This is a genomic window from Lysobacter sp. Root916 (assembly GCF_001429785.1).
Lineage (GTDB): Bacteria > Pseudomonadota > Gammaproteobacteria > Xanthomonadales > Xanthomonadaceae > Lysobacter.
The window spans coordinates 130,194-152,387 of the sequence record NZ_LMJF01000012.1; the positions used below are offsets into that span (position 1 = coordinate 130,194).

Below are 22,194 nucleotides of genomic sequence, written 5' to 3' on the forward strand. Positions count from 1 at the left end.
CGGGCGGTCCGTGACGGACATCATGCCAGCACGGGGTAAGTGAACGTGGTGAAGTGGACCAGGTTGAGTCCGAAATGGGTCAGCATCGCGGCCTGCAATCCGCCGCGGCGGTAGGCCAGGCCGTAGCCGGCGCCGGCCACGCCGGCCAGCAGCGCCCAGGCCCAGCCGCCGGCCAGATGGATCAGGCCGAAGGCGAGCGCGGCGACCGCGATCGCGGCCGCGTCGCCCCAGCGCCGCTCGCGCCAGTGCCGGCTCAGGCCTTCCTGCAGATAGCCGCGGAACAGCGCCTCCTCGGCCAGCGTCACCAGCAGCAGATTGTTGAGCGCCCACAGCAGCCCCCAGCTCGGCCACTTCGGCGCCCAGGCGATCTGGCCCAGCGCGTAGGCCAGGCCCAGGCACACAAGCGTCACAGCAAGGCATGCCGGTAGCGCGGCCTTGAGCCAGTCGGCGAGCGGCCGCTCGCGCTGCACCCCGGCCCAGACCAGCACCAGCCAGAAACCGACCAGGGGCTTGTCGAGATTGAGGTACATGCTGAATTCGATCGCGTCGGCGGTGATCCGGGTCGGCGCGATCGCGAGCGGATTGTGGAATCCAGGCGCCACATGGAAGCCCAATGCCAGCGCGACCACCACAAAAAGTACATGCCCGCCGATGCGCGTCGCTTTCGCGCGCGCCGCGCCCACCATCCAGCCGGCCAAGGCCAGCATGGCTAGCGCGATCAGCGCGCGGATATCGAGCTGGCCCAGCGCGAAGCCGGCCACGCCGGCGATCGCCAACAGGGCCAGGCTGGCGACGCGCGCGCGCGGCCACCACAGCAGCAGCGAGGCCAGCGCGAGCGCGGCCCAGGGCAGGTGGTCGACGGCGGCGAGCGCGGGCGAGAGGGCGGAAAGCAAACCGGGGCGTCCTTGCGTGCGGCGTCAGCGTTCGGTCGCCGCGTAGTTGTCGCGCGCGACCTGGGCGGCGCGCGCGCGCGGGCCGTGGAAGTACTCGTGCGCCCAGGGGTGGTCGAGCTTCTCGATCTCGGCCATCGGCGCGCAGGCGATCACCTTGCGGTCGGCGAGCACGGCGATGCGGTCGCAGATCGCGTACAGGGTGTCCAGGTCGTGGGTGATCAGGAACACGGTCAGCCCCAGCGCCTGCTGCAGGGTGCGGATCAGGCGGTCGAACGCGGCCGCGCCGATCGGGTCCAGACCGGCGGTGGGTTCGTCCAGGAACAGCAGCGGCGGGTCCAGCGCCAGCGCGCGCGCCAGGCCGGCGCGCTTGCGCATGCCGCCGGACAGCTGCGAGGGCAGCTTGTTGATCGCGTCGGCGGGCAGGCCGGCCAGCTTGACCTTGAGCAGCGCCAGTTCGTAGCGCAGCGAGTCGGGCAGGTCGCTGTGGTACTCCTTCAGCGGCACCTGCACGTTCTCGCCCACGGTCAGCGACGAGAACAGCGCGCCGTCCTGGAACAGCACGCCGGTGTTGCGCTCGATCTCGCGCCGGCGCGCCGGGTCCTCGCTGCGCGCGTCGATGCCCAGCACCTCGATGCTGCCCTCGTCGGGGCGGCGCAGGGCCAGGATGGAGCGCATCAGCACCGATTTGCCGGTGCCCGAGCCGCCGACCACGCCCAGGATCTCGCCCGCTTTCACGTCCAGGTCCAGGCCGTCGTGCACGGTCTGTTCGCCGAAGCGATTGACCAGGCCGCGCACACGGATGATCGGCGTGTCGGCGTCGATATGGTCGCGCGGATCGTCGAGGGGCTCGCTCAAAATCCGACCTCCATGAACCAGATCGCGGCGAAGGCGTCGATGATGATCACCAGCGAGATCGCCTGAACCACGCTGGAGGTGGTGCGTTCGCCCACCGATTGCGCGGTGCCCTCGACCTGCAGGCCTTCCAGGCAGCCGATCAGGCTGATCAGCAGGGCGAAGATCGGGGCCTTGGACAGGCCGACCAGGAAATGGCGCAGCTCCATGGTCTCGTGCATGCGCGCCAGATACTGCTGGGGCGGGATGTCGAGGTTGTAGGCGCCCACGGTGAGGCCGCCGAGCAGGCCGAAGATCATCGCCACGAAGGTCAGCAGCGGCAGCATCACCAGCAGCGCCAGCACGCGCGGGATCACCAGCAGGTCGATCGGGTCCATGCCGAGGGTGCGGATCGCGTCGACTTCCTCGCGGCTGACCATGGCGCCGATCTGGGCGGTGAAGGCGCTGGCGGTGCGGCCGGCCAGCACGATCGCGGTCAGCAGCACGCCGAATTCGCGCAGGAACGAGATGCTGACCAGCTCGACCACGAAGATGGTGGCGCCGAAGTCGCGCAGGATGGTCGCGCCCAGGAACGCCACCACCGCGCCGACCAGGAAACACAGCAGCGCGATCAGCGGCACCGCGTCCAGACCGACCTGTTCCATGTGGTGCACGGTCGCGGTCGGGCGGAAGCGGCCCGGGTCCTTGAACAGGCGCAGGATCTTCATCAGCGTTTCGCCGAAGAAGGCGATCAGCGCCAGCACTTCCTTCCAGTTGTCGGTGACCGCGTAGCCCAGGCGCGCGAGCGCGGCGTAGACGCCGTACTCGCGCTTCTTCTTGGGGCGCTCGTCGGCGACGTCCTCGATCGCGCTGACCAGGGCGCGGTGGTTGTCGTGGAAGGCGAAGCCGTCGAAATCCAGCTCGCGCCGGCGCGCGAAGCGCATCAGCTGCAGCACGCCCACCGAGTCCAGGCGCTCGACCGCGCTGGCGTCGATCGTGGTCGCGTCCTGCGGCGCGCCGTGCAGCGCGGCCGAGATCGCGTTGGCGTTTTCCAGCGTCCAGCGGCCGGATAGCCGCAACCGCGACGGCGTCTGGGCGTCGGCGGCGATCTGCGGCGTGTGCGTGGACGGTGCGGTCATAGGCTCTCCGGCGGAGGATACAGGCTAGGAACGACGAGGTGAGGGCGGCGTGCGCATGCGCGGACCGTCCGCGGGCTGACTCGACGTGCGGTCGCGCTGCCCATGCGGCACGTCCGCATGCGATGCTTTCGCGCATGTCGACACCCGATTCCTCGAGCGCGCCGCCCGCCCCGCTGAGCGCGACCAGCTATGCCGCGCGTATCGGCTTCGTGGTCGAACTGGCCGAGCGCCTGCACGCCTATGGCACCACCGCGCAGCGCCTGGAAGGCGCGGTGTCGGCGGTGGCCCAGCGGCTGCGCCTGGAGTGCGAGCCCTGGTCGAATCCGACCGGCCTGATCCTGACCTTCAGCGACCCCCACCGCCCGCCCGGCGAAAGCGACACCACCCGCGTGATCCGGATGCCGCCGGGCGAAAACGACCTCTACAAGCTCAGCGAGACCGACCGCATCGCCGAGGACGTGATGGCGGGGCGCCTGGACCTGGCCGCCGGCCATGCCGCGCTGCAGGCCCTGGACCGTCCGCGCACCGCGCGCTGGCGCGCGATGCAGGTGCTGGCCTTCGGCCTGGCCGCGGCGGCGGTTGGCGGCCTGCTGCGGCTGCCCTGGCCGGACATCGCCGTGGCCGGCGTGAACGGCCTGCTGATCGGCGTGCTGATCGACTGGTCGAGCGCGCGGCCGCGCTTCAAGGAGGCGGTGGAGGCGGTCGCCGGCATGGTCGCGGCCATGGTCGCGGTGCTGGTGGCCAGTTTCCTGGTGCCCTTGAATCAGAACACGGTCATCATCGCTTCGCTGATCGTGCTGCTGCCCGGCATGGCGCTGACCAATGCGGTCAACGAACTCACCAGCCAGCATCTGGTGTCGGGCACGGCGCGCTTCGCCGGCGCGCTGACCACGGTGGTCAAGCTGGCGGTCGGCACCATCATCGCGCTGTACCTGGGCGACCTGGTCGGCCTGACCCCGGCGATCCAGGCCTCGCGTCCGCAGCCGGCCTGGGTGGAGTGGTGCGGCCTGGCGGTGGCTTCGTACGCGTTCGCGGTGCTGTTCCGCGCCCATCGCTCCGATTATCCGAAAGTGATGGCGGCCGCCGCCTGCGGTTATCTGATCTCGCGTTTCGCCGGCGAAGCCTGGGGCAGCCCGGCCGGTATCTTCCTGGCCGCGCTGGCGCTGACCGCGGCCGGCAACGCCTACGCGCGCTGGGGCAACCGGCCCGGCGCAATCGTGCGCGTGCCCGGCATCATCATGCTGGTGCCGGGCAGCGTGAGCCTGCGCGGCCTGCTGACCCTGATCCAGCAGCAGGACATGGAAGTCGGCCAGGATGCGGTGCTGGCGGTGATCAATATCCTGCTGGCCCTGATCGCCGGCCTGCTGTTCGGCAACCTGCTGTTGCCGGCGCGGCGGAATCTGTGAGGAGCCGGGAGTGGGGATTCGAGATTCGAAAGAGCCTGAAGCGGCTACTAATCCCGAATAACCAATCCCGAATCCCGCAGCAAAAAAAGCCGGCGTTAAGCCGGCTTTTTGATGAGTTACTTGATCAGGAACTCGTCGAGCTTGCGGCCGTTGCCGGTGTAGGCGGCCAGCCAGCGCGGCTGCTTGCCGCGACCGGTCCAGGTTTCGCCGGTGTTGGCCGGGTTGCGGTACTTCGGCGCGACCTTGCCCAACGGCTTGCGGGTCTTGCGCGCGGCCGCGGCCGCCGGCTTGGCGGCCTTGGCGCGCGCGCTGGGGGCGCTGGCGCCGTTGCCGAACAACTCGGCGATATCGTAGCCCTCGGCCTTGGCGAGCTGGCTCAGCTTCTTGCGCACGGCCGCGATCGGCTTGCGCTTGCTCAGCGTGGTCTTGCGCTTTTTGGCCTGCGAGATCAGCGATTCGAGTTCTTTCGCGGACAACGAGTTCAGATCGATCGACATGGGGGACTCCGGTGGGAATATCGGTGGGGATTATCGGCCGGTCCATGGCGTGCCGGCCCATATTAATGGTCCGGCGCGACGGAAGTAAATCTCCCGGAGTTTTCCGGGAGATTCTAGGTCGGATAATCCCGCGCGGTCGGCGGGCTCAGGCGGCCGCGGTCGGGCCGGCAAGCAGACGCGCGAACAGGCGCTCGCGGTCTAGGTTTTCGGCCTCGGCGGCGCGGCGCTGGCGATACTCGTAGGTGCCGGCGGCCAGGCCGCGCTCGGACACCACGATGCGGTGCGGAATGCCGATCAGCTCCATGTCCGCGAACATCGCACCCGGGCGCAGGCCGCGGTCGTCCAGCGCGGTTTCGATGCCGGCCGCGTTGAGGTCGCGGTACAGCGCCGTCGCCGCCTCGGTCACGCCGGCATCGTTCTTGGGATTGATCACGCACACCACCGCCGCCCACGGCGCCATCGCCTCGGGCCAGCAGATGCCGGCCGCGTCGTGGTTCTGCTCGATCGCGGCGGCGACGATGCGCGACACGCCGATGCCGTAGCAACCCATCGCCGGGATCGCGGCCTTGCCGGTCTCGTCGAGCACGCTGAGCTTCATCGCCTCGGCGTACTTGCGGCCGAGCTGGAACACGTGCCCGACCTCGATGCCGCGGCCGATCCGCAGCGTGCCCTTGCCGTCGGGCGAAGGGTCGCCTTCGACCGCGTTGCGCACGTCGGCGACTTCGTCGGGCTCGGCCAGATCGCGGCCCCAGTTGACGCCGGCCAGGTGGTAGCCGTTTTCGTTGGCGCCGACCACGAAGTCGGCCATGGCGGCGACGCTGCGGTCGGCGACCACGCGGATTTTCTTCGGCGGCGCGACCGGGCCGAGGAAGCCGGGATTCGCGCCCAGGTGCTCGAGTATCTCGGCCTCGCTGGCCAGGCGGTATTCGCCCAGGCCGGCGAGCTTGCGCAGTTTGATTTCGTTGACCACGTGGTCGCCGCGCACCAGCACCAGCGCGAACTGGGCCTGGCCGTCGGCATCCGCGCCGATGATCGCAACCGACTTGACCGTGCGCTCCAGCCCGATACCCATCAGCGCGGCCACGTCCTCGCAGGTCTTCTGGGTCGGCGTATCGACCTTGCGCAGCGTCTCGGTCGCCGCGGCGCGCGCGCCGGGCGCCAGCGCCTCGGCCAGCTCGACGTTGGCGGCGTAGTCGGAGCCGTCCGAGAACGCGATCGCGTCCTCGCCCGAATCGGCGACCACATGGAACTCGTGCGAGGCGCTGCCGCCGATCGCGCCGGTATCGGCGAACACCGCGCGGAACTGCAGGCCCAGGCGGGTGAAGACGCGGCCGTAGGCGTCGTACATGTTGCGGTACTCGCGGCCCAGGTCCTCATCGCTGAGATGGAAGGAGTAGGCGTCCTTCATCAGGAACTCGCGCGCGCGCATCACGCCGAAACGCGGGCGGATCTCGTCGCGGAACTTGGTCTGGACCTGATAGAAGTTGACCGGCAGCTGCTTGTAGCTGGACAGCTCGTTGCGCGCGAAGTCGGTGATGACCTCCTCGGCGGTGGGCGCGTAGCAGTACTCGGCCTCCTTGCGGTCCTTGAGCTTGAGCAGCTGGCCGCCGAACTTCTCCCAGCGCCCGGTTTCCTCCCACAGCTCGCGCGGCTGCACGGTCGGCATCAGCACCTCGATCGCGCCGGCGGCGTCCATTTCCTCGCGCACCGCGCGCTCGACCTTGCGCAGTACGCGCAGGCCCAGCGGCGACCAGGTGTACAGGCCGGCGGCGAGCTTGCGGATCATGCCGGCCTTGAGCATCAGCTTATGGCTGATGATTTCGGCCTCGGCGGGGGTTTCCTTGCTGGTATGAAGATGGAACTGCGACAGACGCATCGGCGGGAATTCGAAACCGGAGGGGAACCCCCATTCTGCCGTGCGCGCGGGCGTCGCGCGAATGGCGGGCCTCAGTCGCGGTCGCCGTGGACTTCGATGCCGGCCTGCGGCTGGCGCGCCACGCGCTCGTACGGGCGCCCCTTGGGCGGCCGTTCGCCGACGTGGAGCTGGCCGGAGGCGTCGCGCCAGCGGTACAGCGGCGGGTCGGCGGATTCGGCGCGGGCCCGCGCATCGGCCTGGGCCCGGCGGCCCGGGGCCGGCTCGTCCTGAGCGGCCCACCAGGCCAAGCCAGCGCCGAGCGCGATGCCCGCGACGATGGCCCAGCCCAGTTTCATCCCGGGTTACAGCTGCGGGGCGGCGGCCGCGACGGCCGGCTTGCAGTAGGCGGCGATCGAGGCCTCGGCCAGCTTGACCTGGGCGGCGCGCTGCTCTGGGGTGAAGGCGGAATCGGCCTTGCCGTCCTTGTCGGTGTCCAGACCGATCGGGGCGTTGCTCTGCAGCTGCTTGAGATTGCTGCGCGCGGTGGTGCATTCCGCGCTTTCGCTGGGCTTGGCCTGGGTCACCGAGGGCGCGCCGGTCTTGTGCTGGATCTGGCGGCCCTTGACGTTGCTCTGGTTGGCCGGCGGCGAATCGGAATAGTGGGTGACGCCGTTGGCGTCCTTCCACTGGTAGACCTCGCCCGCGGCGGCCGGCAGGGCCAGCGCCAGCAGGGCGGCGGCCAGCCACGCGTGGCGCGACGGACGGGGGGTGGGAATGCGGGTCGGGCAGGGCATGGTCGGCTCCGGGCAGGACGGTGCTGGACGGTGGCGGGTAGGGGGACTACGGGGGGAACGTCGATTGCAGCACCGTGCCGGCGCGCAGGCAAGCGCTACACTTCCGTTATGGAACCTACACCTACGCCTCGACCGCGCGGACGCGGCATTTATTTGCTGCCCAATCTGTTCACCACCGGCGGCCTGTTCGCCGGCTTCTACGCCATCATCTCGGCCACCCAGGGCCGCTACGGCGACGCCTGCGTCGCGATCTTCATCGCCGCGATCCTGGACGGCGTCGACGGCCGGGTCGCGCGCCTGACCAATACCCAGAGCGAATTCGGGGTCCAGTACGACTCGCTGGCCGACCTGATCAGCTTCGGCCTGGCGCCCTCGCTGGTGATGTACCACTGGGCGCTGGAGGCGATGAAGCACGACGGTCCGATGCCGGGCAAGATCGGCTGGATCGCCGCCTTCCTGTACGCTGCCTGCGCCGCGCTGCGGCTGGCGCGCTTCAATTCCCAGGTCGGCCAGGTCGACAAGCGCTGGTTCATCGGCCTGGCCAGCCCGGCCGCGGCCGGGCTGGTCGCCAGTTTCGTATGGACCTGCGACGAACTGGGCTGGACCGGCGACGAGCTGCGCTACGTCGCCCTGACGGTGACCGTGATCGCCGGCCTGCTGATGGTCAGCCGGCTGCGCTATTTCAGTTTCAAGGGCGGCGGCCCCAAGCACGACCGGGTGCCGTTCCTGGCGATCCTGGTGGTGGTGGTGGTGGTGATCGCGATCGCGATCGATCCGCCCAGCGTGCTGCTGCTGATCTTCGCGCCCTACGCCTTGTCCGGCCCGGTCTACGCGCTGTACCGGCGCGCGCGCCGGCTGCCGCCGGCCGACACGGGGGCCGCCACGTGAGTTTGTGGAGCGCGCAGCAACGCGAATGGCTGCAGGCGCTGGGCCATCCCGCGCTCGCGCTCGCGCTGGCGTCGGCCGCGCCGGAAGCGGCGCCGCCGTCGCGCCCGGACACGCCGGCCGCGCACGAGCGCGCGCGCGCCGAACTGCGCGCACCCGCCGCCGAACGCGCGCCGGAGCGTCCCATCGAGCGCGCCAGGCCCGCGACACCCGCACGCGGCGGCGACGACGCCCTGCTGCGCGCGGTGCTGCGCGCGGCCGGCCGCCGCGCCGATGCGGCGCCCGACGAGGCGGTGCTGAGCCTGTACGACGCCGCCACCCTGCGCGGCTATCCGGCCGCCAAGCGCGCCCTGTGGCCGCTGTTGCGCAGCCTGCGGCGGGGCTCCCGCCCATGAGCGCATTGGCCGCCGACGTCGACCGCGATTCTCCGGCCGCCGCGCTCCGGCCGATGCGCGAGGAGGACCTGGACGCGGTGCACGCGATCGAGATCCGCGCCTACGAATTCCCTTGGACGCTGGGCATCTTCCGCGACTGCCTGCGCGCCGATTACCCGTCCTGGGTGCTGTACCGCAAGGACCGCATCCTGGGCTATTTCCTGATGAGTCTGGCCGCCGGCGAGGCGCACATCCTCAACGTCTGCGTCGCCCCCGAGCAGCAGGGCCACGGCTACGGCCGCCGCCTGCTGCACGCGCTGCTGCAGGTCGCGCGCGGGCGCGGGGCGCAGCGCGTGTTCCTGGAGGTGCGCCCGTCCAATCCGGGCGCGATCGCGCTCTACCACGCCGAAGGCTTCAACGAGATCGGCCGTCGCCCGCGCTATTACCCGGCCCGCGACGGCCGCGAGGACGCGCTGGTGATGGCGATGGAATTGTTCGCGGACGAAGGCTGAGCGAATGCGACCGGCACGATGGCCCCTTGCGTGGCTGCTGACCGGTTTGGTGCTGGCGCCCGCGTTGGCGTCCGAGCCGGCGCCGAGCGTGCGCCTGTTGACCTCGGCGCCGACCTGCGCGCACAAGCGCCTGGGCCAGGTGTCGGTGACGCTGGGCGAGAAGGCGCCCAACCTGCGCACAGGCATGCCTGCGTCCTCGGTCGACTATCGCCTGGCCTTCGCCAAGCTGGCGCGGGCCGCGCAGGCCAAGGGCGGCGACGCGGTGGTGTTGCGCGGCCACGAAGCGGCCTATGTCACCAAGGGCGCGCGTCCCTCGCGCCGGCCCAGCTACGTGTCCCTGCAAGGCGCGGTGATCGCGTTCGCGAATCCCGATACGGCCTGCGAACTGGCCCTACTCGATCCGCGGACGTTCGCGCGCGAGGTGTTGGCGCGCGAAGCGGAGGACGTGGTCAAGGAAACCGGTACCGCGTTCTAGGCGGCGCTATCGCCCCATCGGTGCAGGTGGCCCCCGTGCGGTGTGTACCGCGCGCTCCTACCCCAGAGCAAAGCGCATCCTCGCGACGCAGCCGCACGCTTCCTGTAGGAGCGGCGCAAGCCGCGACTGCGTCGTGGCCGAAGCTTCGCGGTCGCGGCTTGCGCCGCTCCTACCCAAAAGCAGAGCCGATCCGCGACGCAGCCGCGCGCTTCCTGTGGGAGCGGCGTAAGCCGCGATGCTTTCCCCGCGCACACTGCGGCCGTAGGGTGCGATGACAAACGTATCCTCGTGATCCCGGCCTACCACGCCGGTGCGGTGCGCCTACGGCTTACCGCACCCTACAAGTTACGGCGCGACATAGAGCTCGGCCGGAAGGCCGATGAAGGCCGGGCCCGACAGTTCGCCACCGTCGAGCGAATCGCCCTTGTGCAAGGCGCGATTGACCGTGGTCAGCGATGCGCTGCGCAGCGCGATGGTATTGAAAGCCTCGCTGGGGCCCTCGTCGTGGAGCATGCGCATCGCCGTTGCCGCCGCCAAGGCGAAGATCGGTTCGCGCGCGCATTCGATCGTATGCCAGCGGCCGTTGCGGCCGCGTGCCGAAAAGGTGGCCGGCAGTACGACGCCCGCGCATTCGGGGATGTGCGCGATCAAGGTCAGGCCGAAGGCCTCCGCGGTCACATCCACCAAGCGTCGTGCGGTCAGCGGATGTCCAGCCAGCCGCAACACTTCGGCTTCGATCTGCGCTTCCGCGCGGTCGCCGTGCCCGAAAGCTTCTATGGCTTGGGCGACGAGTTCGGGCGACACCTCCAGCGGCGGCAGCGCGGCGCGGAACGCCGCATCGGCGCCCTCGCGATCGAACCAACCTAGCAAGCGCCGCAGCACGGACTCAGCCCAGCTTCGCGCGCTGCACCTGCAAGGCTTCGCGCTGTGCGCGCCAGTCGCCCAGACGCTTGCGCTCCTGCTCGACCACGGCCGGCGGCGCGTTCTGGACGAAGGTCTCGCTGGACAGCTTGTTCTCGCACTTGCCGATCTCGCCGTCGACGCGCTTGATTTCCTTGTCCAGGCGGGTGCGCTCGGCGTCCAGATCGACCAGGCCTTCCAGCGGCACCAGCAGGGTCAGGTCGCCGACCACGCCGGTCGCGGCGGCCGGCGATGCGGCGCCGGCGGCGAGCGCTTCGACGCGCTCCAGGCGATTGAGGAAGCGCAGCTGCGAATCGAAGCGCGCGGCGCGCGCGCGGTCGCCATCGTTGCCGCCCGACAGCAGCAGCACGACGGTCTTGGACGGGGCCACGTTGAGCTCGCTGCGGATCCTGCGCAGCGCGGTGACCATCGCCTTCAACCACTCCACGTCGGCTTCCGCGCCTGCGTAATCGGTGTCCAGGTCCGCGGCCCGCGGATACGGCCGCAGCATGATCGTGGTCTCGGCGATGCCCAGCTTGGGCGCGACCTGCTGCCACAGTTCCTCGGTCACGAACGGCGTCAGCGGGTGCAGCAGCGACAGCAGGCGTTCGAGCACGTACAGCAGGGTGTGGCGGGTGCTCTGCGCGGCGGCCTGGTCCTCGCCCAGCAGGGCCGGCTTGGCCAGCTCCACGAACCAGTCGCAGAACTCGTTCCAGGCGAATTCGTACAACGCCTGCGCGAGCAGGTCGAAGCGGTAGGCGGCGAAGTGGGTTTCGGCTTCGGCCGCGACCCGCGCCAGGCGCGACAGGATCCAGCGCTCGGCGTCGGTCTTGGGCTCCGGGGCGCCGCTGAAGCTCGCGCCCTCGGTGTTCATCAGCACGAAACGGGTCGCGTTCCACAGCTTGTTGCAGAAGTTCTTGTAGCCCTCGGCGCGGCCCAGGTCGAACTTGATGTCACGGCCGGGGCCGGCCAGCGCGGTCATGGTGAAGCGCAGCGCGTCGGCGCCGAAGGCCGGGATGCCGTCGGGGAACTCCTTGCGCGTGGCCTTTTCGATCTTGGGCGCGTCCTGCGGCTTCATCAGGCCGGTGGTGCGCTTGGCGACCAGGGCCTCGGCGGTGATGCCGTCGATGATGTCCAGCGGGTCGAGGATGTTGCCCTTCGACTTCGACATCTTCTGGCCGTCCTTGTCGCGGACCAGGCCGGTGATGTAGACGTCGCGGAACGGCACGCGGCCGACCAACTCGTCGGTCATCATGATCATGCGCGCGACCCAGAAGAAGATGATGTCGAAGCCGGTCACCAGCACGCTGGTCGGCAGCGCGATGTCGAAGCCCAGTTCGCCCATCTTGTCTTCGTTCGGCCAACCCTGCGTGCTGAACGGGAACATGGCCGAGGAGAACCAGGTTTCTAGCACGTCCGGGTCTTGAATCAGCTCGATCCGGTCCTTGACCTTCTCGTAGTTGTCCCGACCGAGCGCGCCAAGCAGCTTGGCGTGAGCGGCAACTTCGGCCTCGGCTTCCGTGCGGGCGACGATCTCCCCGACGAGCGGCGTGAAATCCGAATCTTCCGAGCGCACGGTCCAGGCGGGGATGCGATGGCCCCACCAGAGCTGGCGCGAGATCGTCCAGTCCTGGATGTTCTCCAGCCAATGGCGGTAGGTGTTGATCCAGTTCGCTGGGACGAACTTCACTTCGCCCGACTCGACGAGTTCGAGTCCGCGCTGGGCCAGGCTGTCCATCTTCACGAACCACTGGTCGGTCAGGTAGGGCTCGATCACCTGGCCGCTGCGGTCGCCGCGCGGCACCTGCAGGCGATGCGGTTTGACCTCGATCAGCAGTTCCGCGACATCCAGATCCGCGACGATGATCTTGCGCGCTTCGAAGCGGTCCAGGCCCCGATACGCGGCCGGGATGTACTTCTCGACGATCGCCGTCATGCCTTGTTCGGTGAACAAGGAGAAATCGTCCATGTACTGAGTCTGCTGCGGCGTGCAGCTATCAGGGGCGATCTTGGTGAAATTCGGATCGGCGGACGACAGCACGTGCTTGAGCGCGGTCGGGCCGGAAAGCGTCCAGACCGACGCGTCGGGCGCGAAGATGTTGATCGACAGCAGCGAATGGCGCTGGCCCACCGCGTAGTCGTTGGCGTCGTGGGCGGGGGTGACCTTGACCACGCCGGTGCCGAAGGCGCGGTCGACGTAGCTGTCGGTGACGACGGGGATACGGCGGCCGGTCAGCGGCAGATCGACGAACTTGCCGTGGATCGCGGTGTAGCGTTCGTCCTCGGGGTGCACCATCACCGCGGTATCGCCCAGCATGGTTTCCGGGCGGGTGGTGGCGACCACGACGTAGTCGCGAATCTCGCGCAGGATTTCGTTGCCGTCGGCGTCGCGTTCGACGTATTCGTAGCTCGCGCCGTCGGCCAACGGGTAGCGGATCGACCACATGTGGCCGTTCTCTTCCTCGTTGGCCACCTCCAGGTCGGAGATCGCGGTCTTCAGCACCGGGTCCCAGTTGACCAGGCGCTGGCCGCGGTAGATCAATCCCTTCTCGTGCAGGCGCACGAAGGCTTCGGTGATCGCGTCCGAGGCCATCGGATCCATGGTGAACACGCTGCGCGACCAGTCGCCGCTGGCGCCGAGGCGACGCATCTGGCGTTCGATGGTGCCGCCGGATTGCTGCTTCCAGGCCCACACCTTTTCGATGAACTTGTCGCGGCCCAGCGAATCGCGGGTCTCGCCCTTGCCTTCGATGGCGAGGTTACGGCCGACCACCATTTCCGTCGCGATGCCGGCATGGTCGGTGCCCATCTGCCACAGGGTGCGATAGCCGCGCATGCGGTGATAGCGGATCAGCGCGTCCTGCAGGGTGTGCTGGAAGGCGTGGCCCATGTGCAGGGTGCCGGTCACGTTGGGCGGCGGCAGCAGGATCGTGTACGCCGGGCCCTCGCCGTGCGGCTGGAATACGCCGCTGCTCTCCCATTGCGCGTACAGGCGGGCTTCGAACTGTTTGGGGTCGTAGCTGGGGGCGAGGGACATAAGAGCCGGGATTCGAGATTGGGGATTCGGGATTGGGAAGGGCGGGGGCGGGAAGTGGTTAGGTTGTTCGAATCTCGAATCACCCATCCAGAATCCCGGCCTTCATCACATGTCGTGCTTTTTCAGGTCGAAGCCGCGGGACTGGTACTGCTTCCAACGTTCGCGCAGCGGGCCGCGCGCTTCGGCGTCGGCGGGTACCACTTCCAGCACGCGGTCGAAGCTGCCCTGTACGGCGTCGTCGCGCAGGTTGATGACCAGCGGGCGCATCGCCGCGTCGGCATCCGGCGCGATGATCAGCACGTCGGCCTCCTCCTCGTCGACGTCGGCGCCGGCGATCTGGTGCGGGATGAAGACGTCGTCGCCCATGTCCCACAGCAGATCGTCCAGGGCCTCGGCCTGGGCCGCGTCGCGGGCCAGGATCAGGGTCGGCAGGCCGGCGTCGAACGCCTTGCGCGCCAGTTCGCCCACCAGCCGCAGCGGCTCCTCGCGGAAACGCGCGGTGGTGATCAGATAGAAGTCGGCGCGCGGCATGGTGTCCTAACTATTCACTTTTTTTGAACGACGCGGCGCGGACGACTTCCAGTACGCGCACGGGATCGCAACCGTAAATGCCGGATCCCCAGGCCGCATTCTGTTCTACGCAGGCCCAACGGCCATCGTCGAGCGTTCCGACATCAATGACCACGGCATTGGGGATTTCGACGGAAGGGTCGGCGAGTATCTCCGCCATGAAAGCTTCGAGCGCTGAACACTCGTCGTCGCTGGTGGAGAACCCTGTATCCCGCTGCAGATCGCCGTTACGCGAATAGATCGAGTAGGTATGCAGCACGCGATTCAGCACGAAGCAACGGAACTCCATATTCCATTGCACGACGTCCGATACCAGGACCGGAGTGTCTCCGTCGTACTCGATCGGGAGGTCCGCGCCGCCATAGACGCCCGCAGGAAACGATTTGTCGTTCGGCGGCTTCACGAACATCGGCACTTCCAGCTTGCGCGCCTCTTGCAAGGTCGTCAGGCGGATATGCCGATGCTTGTACTTCATTGGCAGGCGGACGAGCCAATCCTCCGACGGCGACAGCAGCGTCAGTCCAAGCGTTTCTGCGTAGTCGGGGGCAAACAGAGCCTCTGCGTACAGCACGGGGTCCGGTAGCGCGACGACATGGTCAGGAAGGCGCCATCCGCCCAGCCTTTCCGTAGACCAGCCGAGCGCATTCGCCGCTTTCCACAGAGAGCGGGAATCTTCAGTCTGGCGTGGGGTCAGGATCAGGGTCGGCATCGTATGGAGTCGACAGCTCAGCTCAGGCCGCGCGCTCGAGCAGCCACTGGCTCAGCAGGCCGACCGGACGGCCGGTCGCCAGGCCGCGCTTGCCTTCGTCGTTGGCCACGCCGGCGATGTCCAGATGCGCCCAGCGCTGACCTTCGGTGAAGCGGGCCAGGAAGCAGCCGGCGGTGATCGCGCCGGCCCAGCGGCCGCCGATGTTGTAGACGTCGGCGAAGGTCGATTCCAGCTGGGTCTGGTACTCGTCCCACAGCGGCAGGCGCCAGGCGCGGTCGAACACCTGCTCGCCGGCGCCGAGCAGCTCGGCGGCGAGGTCGTCGTCCTTGCTCATCAGGCCGCTGGCGTACTTGCCCAGCGCGACCACGCAGGCGCCGGTCAGGGTGGCCACGTCGAGCAGGGCCTGCGGCTCGAAGCGCTGCGCGTAGGTCAGCGCGTCGCACAGGATCAGGCGGCCCTCGGCGTCGGTGTTGCCGACTTCGATGGTCTTGCCGGACATGCTGGTGAGCACGTCGGAGGGGCGGTAGGCGTCGGCGTCGGGCATGTTCTCCACCGCCGGCACCACCACCACGAGGTTGATCGGCAGCTGCATGCCGACCGCGGACACGAAGCTGCCCATCACCGTGGCCGCGCCGCACATGTCGAACTTCATTTCCTCGATGCCGCCCTGAACCTTCAGGTTGATGCCGCCGGTATCGAAGGTGATGCCCTTGCCGACCAGCACATAGGGCTTGGCGTCGCCGCCGTTGTTGTACTTGAGCACGATCAGCTTGGGCGGATTGGCCGAGCCGCGCGCCACCGCGAGCAGCGAGCCCATGCCCAGTTCCTGCATCTGGGCGCGGTCCAGCACTTCGCAGCTGGTGGTCGGGAAGCGCGCGGCGAAGGTCTGCGCCTGCTCGGCCAGGTAGGCCGGGTTGCACACGTTCGGCGGCAGGTTGCCCAGCTCGCGCGCGAACGCGACGCCAGCGGCGATCGCCTGGCCCTGGGCCAGCGCGGCGGCATCGTCGCCGTTGATCGCGAGCTTGCGCAGGCCGGCCTCGTCCTTCTTCTTGCCGAGGGTGGCGGTGTAGCGGTAACAGGCGTGATCGGCGGCGATCGCGGCCTGGCGGATCGCCCAGGCGTTGTCGCGGCCGGTCACCGGGGCTTCGGACAGGGTGAACACGGCGTGTTCGACCGGCCCGGCCTTGAGCGCGCGGGCGGCGTCGGCGGCGGCCTTGAGGTACTGCGGCACGCCGAACTTGCCGGCTTCGCCCAGGCCCACCACCAGCACGCGCGGCGCGGTCACGCCGGCCAGATCGTGCAGCAGGGTGGTCTTGCCGGTCTTGCCGCTGACGTCGCCGCGCTCCAGCAGGGCGGTCAGGCGGCCGCCGCTGGCGGCGTCCAGCGCCTGGCCGGCGGCGGTCAGGGTCTTGTCGGCATAGGCGCCGACCACGATGCAATCGGTCTTGACGGCGGCGGGCGCATCGCGGTTCAGGTCGAATTCGAGGGTCATCCAACAGATTCCCAGGTAGAAGTGCAGCTAAAGGAAGTGAGTTCCGTACAATCGGGCGGCTTCCGGTGGGCTGGACTTGCGCGCATCGCGCCGGCTTCAGCCGTCCCATGCCGTCGAACGAACCCCCGAGTTTAACGCAAGCCCGCCCCCATGCCGAAGCCCAATGCCCGATGCCCAAGCTTGACCGCTACCTGCTGAGCGAATTCGCCCAGGCCACCTTCGCCACCCTGGTGGTGCTGCTGATCGTCGCCGTGGGCGGGGCCTTCACCGACGTGCTGCAGGACATCGCCCGCGGCCGGGTGCCGGCCGGGATGATGCTGGCCCAGCTGGGCCTGGTGCTGCTGAAATGGCTGCCGCTGATCCTGCCGCTGGCGCTGATGCTGGGCCTGATGATGGGCACCGGGCGGCTCTACCGCGACTCGGAAATGCCGGTGATCGCCTCGATCGGCGTCGGCCCGCGCCGCCTGCTCAAGCCGGTCATGCTGCTGGTGGTGCCGATCGTGCTGGTGGTGGGCGCCTGCTCGCTGTGGCTGGGGCCCTGGGCCGAGCGCGTGTCCAAGCAGATGATCAGTCAGGCCAACCGCAACCTGATCGTGGCCGGCCTGGAGCCGGGCAGCTTCACCGAATTGCCGGGTGGCAAGGGCGGGGTGATCTATGTCGGCGCCATGTCCAACGACGGCAGCCGCTTCCAGCGCGTGTTCGTGTACCGCCAGAGCGACGACCGCCGCGAAATCACCACCTCCAACGACGGCGTGCTCAATGTCGACGAGCAGGGCAACCGCTACCTGACCCTCAACAAGGGCTTCCAGGTCGAGGGGCCGCGCGACAACGGCCTGGATTTCCGCATGATGCATTACGCCAGCAACGAGCTGCTGCTGCCCGCCGGCGAGACCAAGTTCGACCCCAAGAACCCCGAGCTGATGTCGACCCCGGCCCTGCTCGGCGATGCGCGCCGCGAGGCCGGCGCGCAGCTGCATTACCGGCTGGCGCCGCCGCTGCTGACCTTCGCCTTCGCCCTGATGGCGATCCCGCTGGCGCGCAGCATGCCGCGCCAGGCACGTTACGGACGCATCCTGATGGGCTTCCTGGCCTATCTGATCGGCATCAATCTGATGATCGCGGGCACCGGTTGGCTGGAGAGCGGCAAGATTTCGCTGAGCCTGGGCCTGTGGTGGCTGGTGCTGCCGATGCTGGCGCTGGCGCTGTGGCTGTACTTCGGCGACGGCCGCCTGCGCCGGGCGAGGGCGCTGGCATGAAGCCCTTCCCGAAGATCCACGACGTCTACGTCGGCCGCGTCGTGCTGGGCACGGTGCTGCTGACCTGGACGGTCTTGATGGGCCTGGATGTGATGCTGGGCTTCGTCAGCAGCGAGCTCAGCGACATCGGCAAAGGCAACTACGGCCTGACCCAGGCCCTGACCTACATGGTCTACACCATCCCGCGCCGCGCCTACACGCTGTTTCCGACCTCGGCGGTGATCGGCGCGCTGATGGCGCTGGGCCAGCTCGCGGCGACCTCCGAGCTCACCGCGCTGCGCGCGGTCGGCCTGTCGCGCCGGCGCCTGAGCCTGGCCGTGGCCGGTGCCCTGACGACGCTGACCCTGTTGATGGTGGTCAACGGCGAGACCCTGTCGCCGTGGGCGCAGCGCAGCGCCGAGGCGCTCAAGGCCTCGGCCAAGTCCAAGAACATGATCGTGGCCCAGTATTCGGGCCTGTGGGCGCGCGAGGGCGATTTCATCCTCAACGCCGGCGGCGGTCAGGACCGCAGCAACGGCAAGGACACCTGGCTGGAACTGCGCGACGTGTTCTTCTACGAGTTCGCCGAGGACGGCCGCCTGAAGTCGGCCGCGATCGCGCATATCGCCGAACACCGTCCGGGCGGCTGGGTGCTGCGCGACGTCACCCGCACCACATTCGGCGCCAAGTCGGTGACCCAGACCCATGTGGCGCAGGAGCGTTGGGAGTCCAAGCTGGACGGCGCCGCGCTGATGGCCGGCTCCGACCGGCCGCGCTACCTGAGTTCGACGGCGTTGGCCGCGGCGATCGACTACCGCGAGCGCAACGGTCTGGACGCGGGCGAGTTCGAGGAGCACTACTGGGGCCGCTGGTTCTATCCGATCAACGTGCTGGCGCTGTGCCTGGCCGCGATTCCGTTCGCGTTCGGCGCGCTGCGCAGCGGTGGCATGGGCAAGCGCTTGTTCATCGGCATCGTGTTCGCGCTGGGTTTCTGGCTGTTGCAGACGCAGTTCGTGAAGCTGGCCAGCGTGTACAAGTTCGATTTCCGCCTGGCTTATCTGATGCCCACGGTGATCATGGTCGGGGTGTCGGCATTCCTGTTCAAGAAGCGCTCGGGCTAAAGCTTGGGCGCTGACCGCAGCGCCGCTGTGGGAGCGGCGCAAGTCGCGACTGCGAACGCCGGCCACATCGTAATTTTCGATTCGAGGCGGCTTTCTGTGGGAGCGGCGTAAGCCGCGATCGCGAGCTCCGGCAACGTCGTAATTTTCAATTCGAGTCGGCTTTCTGTAGGAGCGGCGCAAGCCGCGACCGCGAGCTCCGGCTACGTCGTAAATTTCGATTCGAGACGGCTTTCTGTGGGAGCGGCGTAAGCCGCGATCTCGAGCTCCGGCTACGTCGTAAATTTCGATTCGAGACGGCTTTTTGTGGGAGCGGCGTAAGCCGCGATCTCGAACTCTGGTTGCTGTGCAAGCTAGGCTTCAGGCCGGGCTTCCGCCTGCTGCGCATGCGCGCCACTTGCCGTTGCTTCTAGCTCCCTCCTTTGGAAAAGGAGGGTTGGGGAGGATTTGCTTTTGCCTTGCTGTCGCTTCTTCTGACCGAAGGTCAAAGGCTTCCGCCTGCTGCGCATGCGGGTTACTTTCTCTTGCTAGCCCAAGAGAAAGTAACCAAAGAGAAGGGCTAGCGGGACCAAACCTCCCCTGCGGGTTCGGGGCTTGCGCCGGGATTTTTCGAATGGACATCCCTGTCCATTCGAAAAACGGCGCGCGTCCTGCGCGCCGCCCTTCGGGTCTACGGTTGGTCGGGTGAGTGCGGGCAGCTCCGTGAAAGGCGGCATTCGTAGGATGCGGTGAGCCGCAGGCGAACCGCATCGTCGCGTGGCGGCGGCGACGCGCGCGGATCGAGCTACTTCTTCGGCAACCGAATCAACCGCGTCCCGCTGGCGCGGTCGTGCCAGGTCAGGCGGTCGCGATCCAGCCAGGCCCACCAGAAGCCCAGGCCGGCGGCCAGCAGCGATACGCTGCCGACGCCGTAGCGAATCAACAAGGCCTTCCAGCCCGGCCGGCCGCCGTCGGCGCCGATCAGGCGCAGCCGCCACGGCCGCATGCCCAGGGTCTGGCCGCCGCGGCGCCAGCTGATCGTCGCGTAGGCGCCGGTGAGCAGCCAGCACACCAGCCACAGCAGCCACTGCAGCGCGCTGAACGGCGCGATGTTCTCGTGCACGTCGTGCCCGGACACGGTGTAGCCGACCGAGAACAGGGCCGAGGCCAGCATCCACAGCGCCAGCGCCGGCCAGAAATCGTAGAACAGCGCGAACCAGCGCCACAGCAAGACGGGGGCGGGGCGGGTTGGTGTGTCCGGGGCGGCGTGTTCGGTGCTCATCGCAACAGGATAGCCGCCGCGCGCGCGGTCGTAGCGCCTCCGATGCGCACGTGCGCGATCACGGGCGCGCGCCGGGCTTGCGCCGCCGCGCCCGGCTGAGGGACGCTGCCGCGATGACGTCGCCGAAATCCCGCAAGACCACGCCCGCCGAACGCCGCAGCCTGGCGATGTCGCTGCCGTCGCTGCCGGACGCCGACGAGGCCGCGATCCGCGTGTTCCTGGATGCGATCTGGGCCGAGAGCGGCCTGGCTCAGCAGACCCTGGACAGCTACCGGCGCGACCTCGAAGGCCTGGCGCGCTGGCGCGGCGGCCGCGACGGCGGCCTGGCCGGCGCCGATCGCGCGGGCTTGTTCGATTACTTGGCCTGGCGCACCAAGGAAGGCTATTCGCCGCGCAGCAACGCGCGCCTGTTGTCGGCGCTGCGGGCCTTCTACGCGCTGCGCCTGCGTCGTGGCGAGCGCGCCGACGATCCCACCGCCCTGCTGGAGCCGCCGCGCCTGCCGCGTTCGCTGCCCAAGGCGCTGGCGGAAAGCCAGATCGAGGCGCTGCTGGCCGCGCCCGAGGTCGACACGCCGCTGGGCCTGCGCGACCGCGCCATGCTGGAACTGATGTACGCCGCCGGCTTGCGCGTGAGCGAGCTGGTCAACCTGGCCGCGACCGCGGTCAACCTGCGCCAGGGCGTGCTGCGCGTGACCGGCAAGGGCGGCAAGGAACGCCTGGTGCCGCTGGGCGAAGAGGCCCAGCACTGGCTGGAGCGCTATCTGGCCCAGTCGCGTCCGCTGCTGGCCGGCAAGCAGGCGCTGAAGCCCCTGTTCGTCGGCGGTGCCGGCGAGGAAAGTGCGCTGACCCGCCAGCAGTTCTGGGGCCTGGTCAAACGCTACGCCGCGGTCGCCGGCATCGACCCGGCCCGGATCAGCCCGCACGGCCTGCGCCACAGCTTCGCCACCCACCTGCTCAATCACGGCGCCGACCTGCGCGCATTGCAGATGCTGTTGGGCCACAGCTCGCTGTCGACCACCCAGATCTACACTCTGGTCGCGCGCGAGCAGCTCAAGCAGTTGCACGCCAAGCATCACCCTCGAGGGTGAACCGCCATTCAACCTGGTCCGGCCGTTTCCAGCCCCGATTCCCGTACTCCCCAGTTCCCGAAAACGCCAACCCCGTCGCGCTAGCGCCACCGGTCCGGCCCCCCCCGGCCGACCCCGTCCCGCGCCCCGTGCGACAATCGTTGAACCACACCTTCCCCGCGCGGTCCAAACGCTCGGTGAACCAGCCAAGGACCCGATCGATGAAGTACGCCCTATTCGCCGTGCTCGGAGCGCTCAGCCTGTCGGCCTGCGCCGAGGCCCCCAAGCCCGCCGCCGATGCCGCTAAAACCCCGGCCGCCGCCAGCGCCAAGCCTGCCGAGGCCAAGGCCGCCGCCGGCACGCCGGACGCGCGCGCGATCGAGGCGATCCGCGTGCTCAACTCGCGCGTCACCGTCGAACGCGTCGGCGCCGCGCCGATCCCCGGCTTCCGCGAGGCGATCGTCGCCGGCCAGGTGGTCTACGTCAGCGACGACGGCCGCTACCTGTTCCTGCCGGGCTCCGGCGGCGCCCTGTTCGACACCACCGCCAAGAAGAACCTCAGCGAAGTGGCCTTGGCCGGCATGCGCAAAGAGGCGCTGAAGGCGATCCCGGCCAGCGAGCGCATCGTGTTCGCGCCGGCCAATCCCAAATACACGGTGTCGGTGTTCACCGACGTCGAATGCGGCTACTGCCGCAAGCTGCACGGCGAAATCGCCGAGTACAACCGCCAGGGCATCGCGATCGAGTACCTCGCGTTCCCGCGCGCCGGCATCGGCAGCCAGGACTACAACAAGATGGTGTCGGTGTGGTGCGCGCCGGATCGTCGCAAGGCCCTGACCGACGCCAAGGCCGACCACGCGGTGCCGACCAAGAACTGCAAGAACAGCATCAACCAGCAGTACGACGTGGGCCAGCGCGTGGGCCTGACCGGCACCCCGATGATCCTGGCGGCCGACGGCACCCAGCTCGGCGGCTACGTGCCGCCGGCGGCGCTGCGCGAAACCCTGGACAAGCTGGCCGCCGACGGCAGCGCCAAGCCGGCCGCGACCGGCCCGGTCGACGCCGTACCGGCGGCGGCCACGGCCGGCGGGGCCTGAGTCCCGTCGTCCCGGCCGACCCGGCCGGGCGCCACTGACGATGCCGC

At 68.9% G+C, this 22,194-nt stretch carries 21 protein-coding genes and 1 pseudogene; 9 read left to right on the top strand and 13 right to left on the bottom strand.

Features of this window, described 5'->3' with window-relative positions; genetic code table 11:
• Positions 1 to 20: 20 nt before the first annotated feature.
• Genes ASE35_RS10220 through ASE35_RS10230 form a run of 3 tightly spaced genes read right to left on the bottom strand, consistent with a single transcriptional unit; the run spans position 21 to position 2,863 of the window.
• Entirely contained in the window at positions 21 to 893 is an 873-nt protein-coding gene (locus ASE35_RS10220) for a CPBP family intramembrane glutamic endopeptidase (RefSeq protein ID WP_057163776.1), read from the bottom strand.
• Between the two features lie 24 nt (positions 894 to 917).
• The gene (locus tag ASE35_RS10225; RefSeq protein WP_056179938.1) at positions 918 to 1,751 is read right to left on the bottom strand and encodes an ABC transporter ATP-binding protein; all 834 of its coding nucleotides are present in this window, start codon (positions 1,749 to 1,751) and stop codon (positions 918 to 920) included.
• Complete coding sequence (locus ASE35_RS10230; RefSeq protein ID WP_057160460.1) at positions 1,745 to 2,863, bottom strand: MlaE family lipid ABC transporter permease subunit; 1,119 nt, start codon at positions 2,861 to 2,863, stop codon at positions 1,745 to 1,747. The genes ASE35_RS10225 and ASE35_RS10230 overlap by 7 nt, the downstream gene beginning before the upstream one ends.
• Positions 2,864 to 2,997: 134 nt before the next feature.
• Between ASE35_RS10230 and ASE35_RS10235 the strand changes: the two genes are divergently transcribed.
• Positions 2,998 to 4,269, top strand: a complete 1,272-nt coding sequence (locus ASE35_RS10235) for a threonine/serine exporter family protein (protein WP_056178990.1) — start codon at positions 2,998 to 3,000, stop codon at positions 4,267 to 4,269.
• A 122-nt stretch (positions 4,270 to 4,391) separates the two neighbouring features.
• Here the strand turns inward: ASE35_RS10235 and ASE35_RS10240 are convergent.
• The 4 genes and pseudogenes from ASE35_RS10240 to ASE35_RS10255 all read right to left on the bottom strand — a co-directional run.
• Positions 4,392 to 4,766 (bottom strand): annotated as a pseudogene (locus ASE35_RS10240) (H-NS histone family protein); the annotation flags it as partial.
• 145 nt (positions 4,767 to 4,911) lie between these two features.
• Entirely contained in the window at positions 4,912 to 6,642 is a 1,731-nt protein-coding gene (locus ASE35_RS10245) for a proline--tRNA ligase (RefSeq protein ID WP_057163777.1), read from the bottom strand.
• Between the two features lie 71 nt (positions 6,643 to 6,713).
• Positions 6,714 to 6,977 carry a DUF4124 domain-containing protein gene (locus ASE35_RS10250; RefSeq protein WP_056179000.1) on the bottom strand — a complete coding sequence of 88 codons (264 nt, stop codon included), beginning with the start codon at positions 6,975 to 6,977 and terminating at the stop codon, positions 6,714 to 6,716.
• Between the two features lie 6 nt (positions 6,978 to 6,983).
• Entirely contained in the window at positions 6,984 to 7,415 is a 432-nt protein-coding gene (locus tag ASE35_RS10255) for a DUF4124 domain-containing protein (protein WP_057163778.1), read from the bottom strand.
• Positions 7,416 to 7,523: 108 nt separating this feature from the next.
• Between ASE35_RS10255 and pssA the strand changes: the two genes are divergently transcribed.
• The 4 genes from pssA to ASE35_RS10275 are packed head-to-tail and all read left to right on the top strand — an operon-like array spanning position 7,524 to position 9,661.
• Positions 7,524 to 8,303, top strand: a complete 780-nt coding sequence (gene pssA / locus ASE35_RS10260) for a CDP-diacylglycerol--serine O-phosphatidyltransferase (protein WP_056179006.1) — start codon at positions 7,524 to 7,526, stop codon at positions 8,301 to 8,303.
• Positions 8,300 to 8,695, top strand: coding sequence for an alanine acetyltransferase (locus tag ASE35_RS10265; protein WP_157489401.1), 396 nt, complete (start codon positions 8,300 to 8,302; stop codon positions 8,693 to 8,695). Before pssA ends, ASE35_RS10265 begins: the two co-directional genes overlap by 4 nt.
• Positions 8,692 to 9,186 carry a ribosomal protein S18-alanine N-acetyltransferase gene (rimI, locus tag ASE35_RS10270; protein WP_056179011.1) on the top strand — a complete coding sequence of 165 codons (495 nt, stop codon included), beginning with the start codon at positions 8,692 to 8,694 and terminating at the stop codon, positions 9,184 to 9,186. Before ASE35_RS10265 ends, rimI begins: the two co-directional genes overlap by 4 nt.
• Before the next feature lie 4 nt (positions 9,187 to 9,190).
• Complete coding sequence (locus tag ASE35_RS10275) at positions 9,191 to 9,661, top strand: hypothetical protein (protein WP_157489402.1); 471 nt, start codon at positions 9,191 to 9,193, stop codon at positions 9,659 to 9,661.
• Between the two features lie 345 nt (positions 9,662 to 10,006).
• Here the strand turns inward: ASE35_RS10275 and ASE35_RS10280 are convergent, their stop codons facing one another.
• The 5 genes from ASE35_RS10280 to ASE35_RS10300 form a co-directional block, all read right to left on the bottom strand.
• Positions 10,007 to 10,531 carry a hypothetical protein gene (locus tag ASE35_RS10280; protein ID WP_157489403.1) on the bottom strand — a complete coding sequence of 175 codons (525 nt, stop codon included), beginning with the start codon at positions 10,529 to 10,531 and terminating at the stop codon, positions 10,007 to 10,009.
• Positions 10,532 to 10,547: 16 nt separating this feature from the next.
• Positions 10,548 to 13,598 (bottom strand): valine--tRNA ligase, encoded by a 3,051-nt coding sequence (locus tag ASE35_RS10285; RefSeq protein WP_057163781.1) that lies wholly within the window; start codon positions 13,596 to 13,598, stop codon positions 10,548 to 10,550.
• Between the two features lie 105 nt (positions 13,599 to 13,703).
• A complete protein-coding gene (locus ASE35_RS10290) occupies positions 13,704 to 14,129 on the bottom strand; it encodes a DNA polymerase III subunit chi (RefSeq protein ID WP_057163782.1) in 426 nt (141 codons plus the stop codon).
• A gap of 10 nt (positions 14,130 to 14,139) precedes the next feature.
• Positions 14,140 to 14,877 carry an ATP-grasp domain-containing protein gene (locus ASE35_RS10295; protein ID WP_056179026.1) on the bottom strand — a complete coding sequence of 246 codons (738 nt, stop codon included), beginning with the start codon at positions 14,875 to 14,877 and terminating at the stop codon, positions 14,140 to 14,142.
• Between the two features lie 22 nt (positions 14,878 to 14,899).
• Positions 14,900 to 16,369, bottom strand: a complete 1,470-nt coding sequence (locus ASE35_RS10300; RefSeq protein WP_056179029.1) for a leucyl aminopeptidase — start codon at positions 16,367 to 16,369, stop codon at positions 14,900 to 14,902.
• Between the two features lie 170 nt (positions 16,370 to 16,539).
• Here ASE35_RS10300 and lptF point away from each other — a divergent pair, with 170 nt between their 5' ends.
• Entirely contained in the window at positions 16,540 to 17,625 is a 1,086-nt protein-coding gene (lptF, locus tag ASE35_RS10305) for an LPS export ABC transporter permease LptF (RefSeq protein ID WP_057160469.1), read from the top strand.
• Positions 17,622 to 18,725, top strand: coding sequence for an LPS export ABC transporter permease LptG (gene lptG, locus ASE35_RS10310; protein ID WP_057160470.1), 1,104 nt, complete (start codon positions 17,622 to 17,624; stop codon positions 18,723 to 18,725). The genes lptF and lptG overlap by 4 nt, the downstream gene beginning before the upstream one ends.
• 781 nt (positions 18,726 to 19,506) lie before the next feature.
• Here lptG and ASE35_RS10315 read toward each other — a convergent pair.
• Positions 19,507 to 19,983 (bottom strand): RDD family protein, encoded by a 477-nt coding sequence (locus ASE35_RS10315; RefSeq protein WP_057163783.1) that lies wholly within the window; start codon positions 19,981 to 19,983, stop codon positions 19,507 to 19,509.
• A 113-nt stretch (positions 19,984 to 20,096) separates the two neighbouring features.
• Between ASE35_RS10315 and xerD the strand changes: the two genes are divergently transcribed.
• The gene (xerD, locus tag ASE35_RS10320) at positions 20,097 to 21,071 is read left to right on the top strand and encodes a site-specific tyrosine recombinase XerD (protein WP_057163784.1); all 975 of its coding nucleotides are present in this window, start codon (positions 20,097 to 20,099) and stop codon (positions 21,069 to 21,071) included.
• Positions 21,072 to 21,271: 200 nt separating this feature from the next.
• The gene (locus ASE35_RS10325) at positions 21,272 to 22,147 is read left to right on the top strand and encodes a DsbC family protein (protein WP_057163785.1); all 876 of its coding nucleotides are present in this window, start codon (positions 21,272 to 21,274) and stop codon (positions 22,145 to 22,147) included.
• Positions 22,148 to 22,194 lie beyond the last annotated feature (47 nt).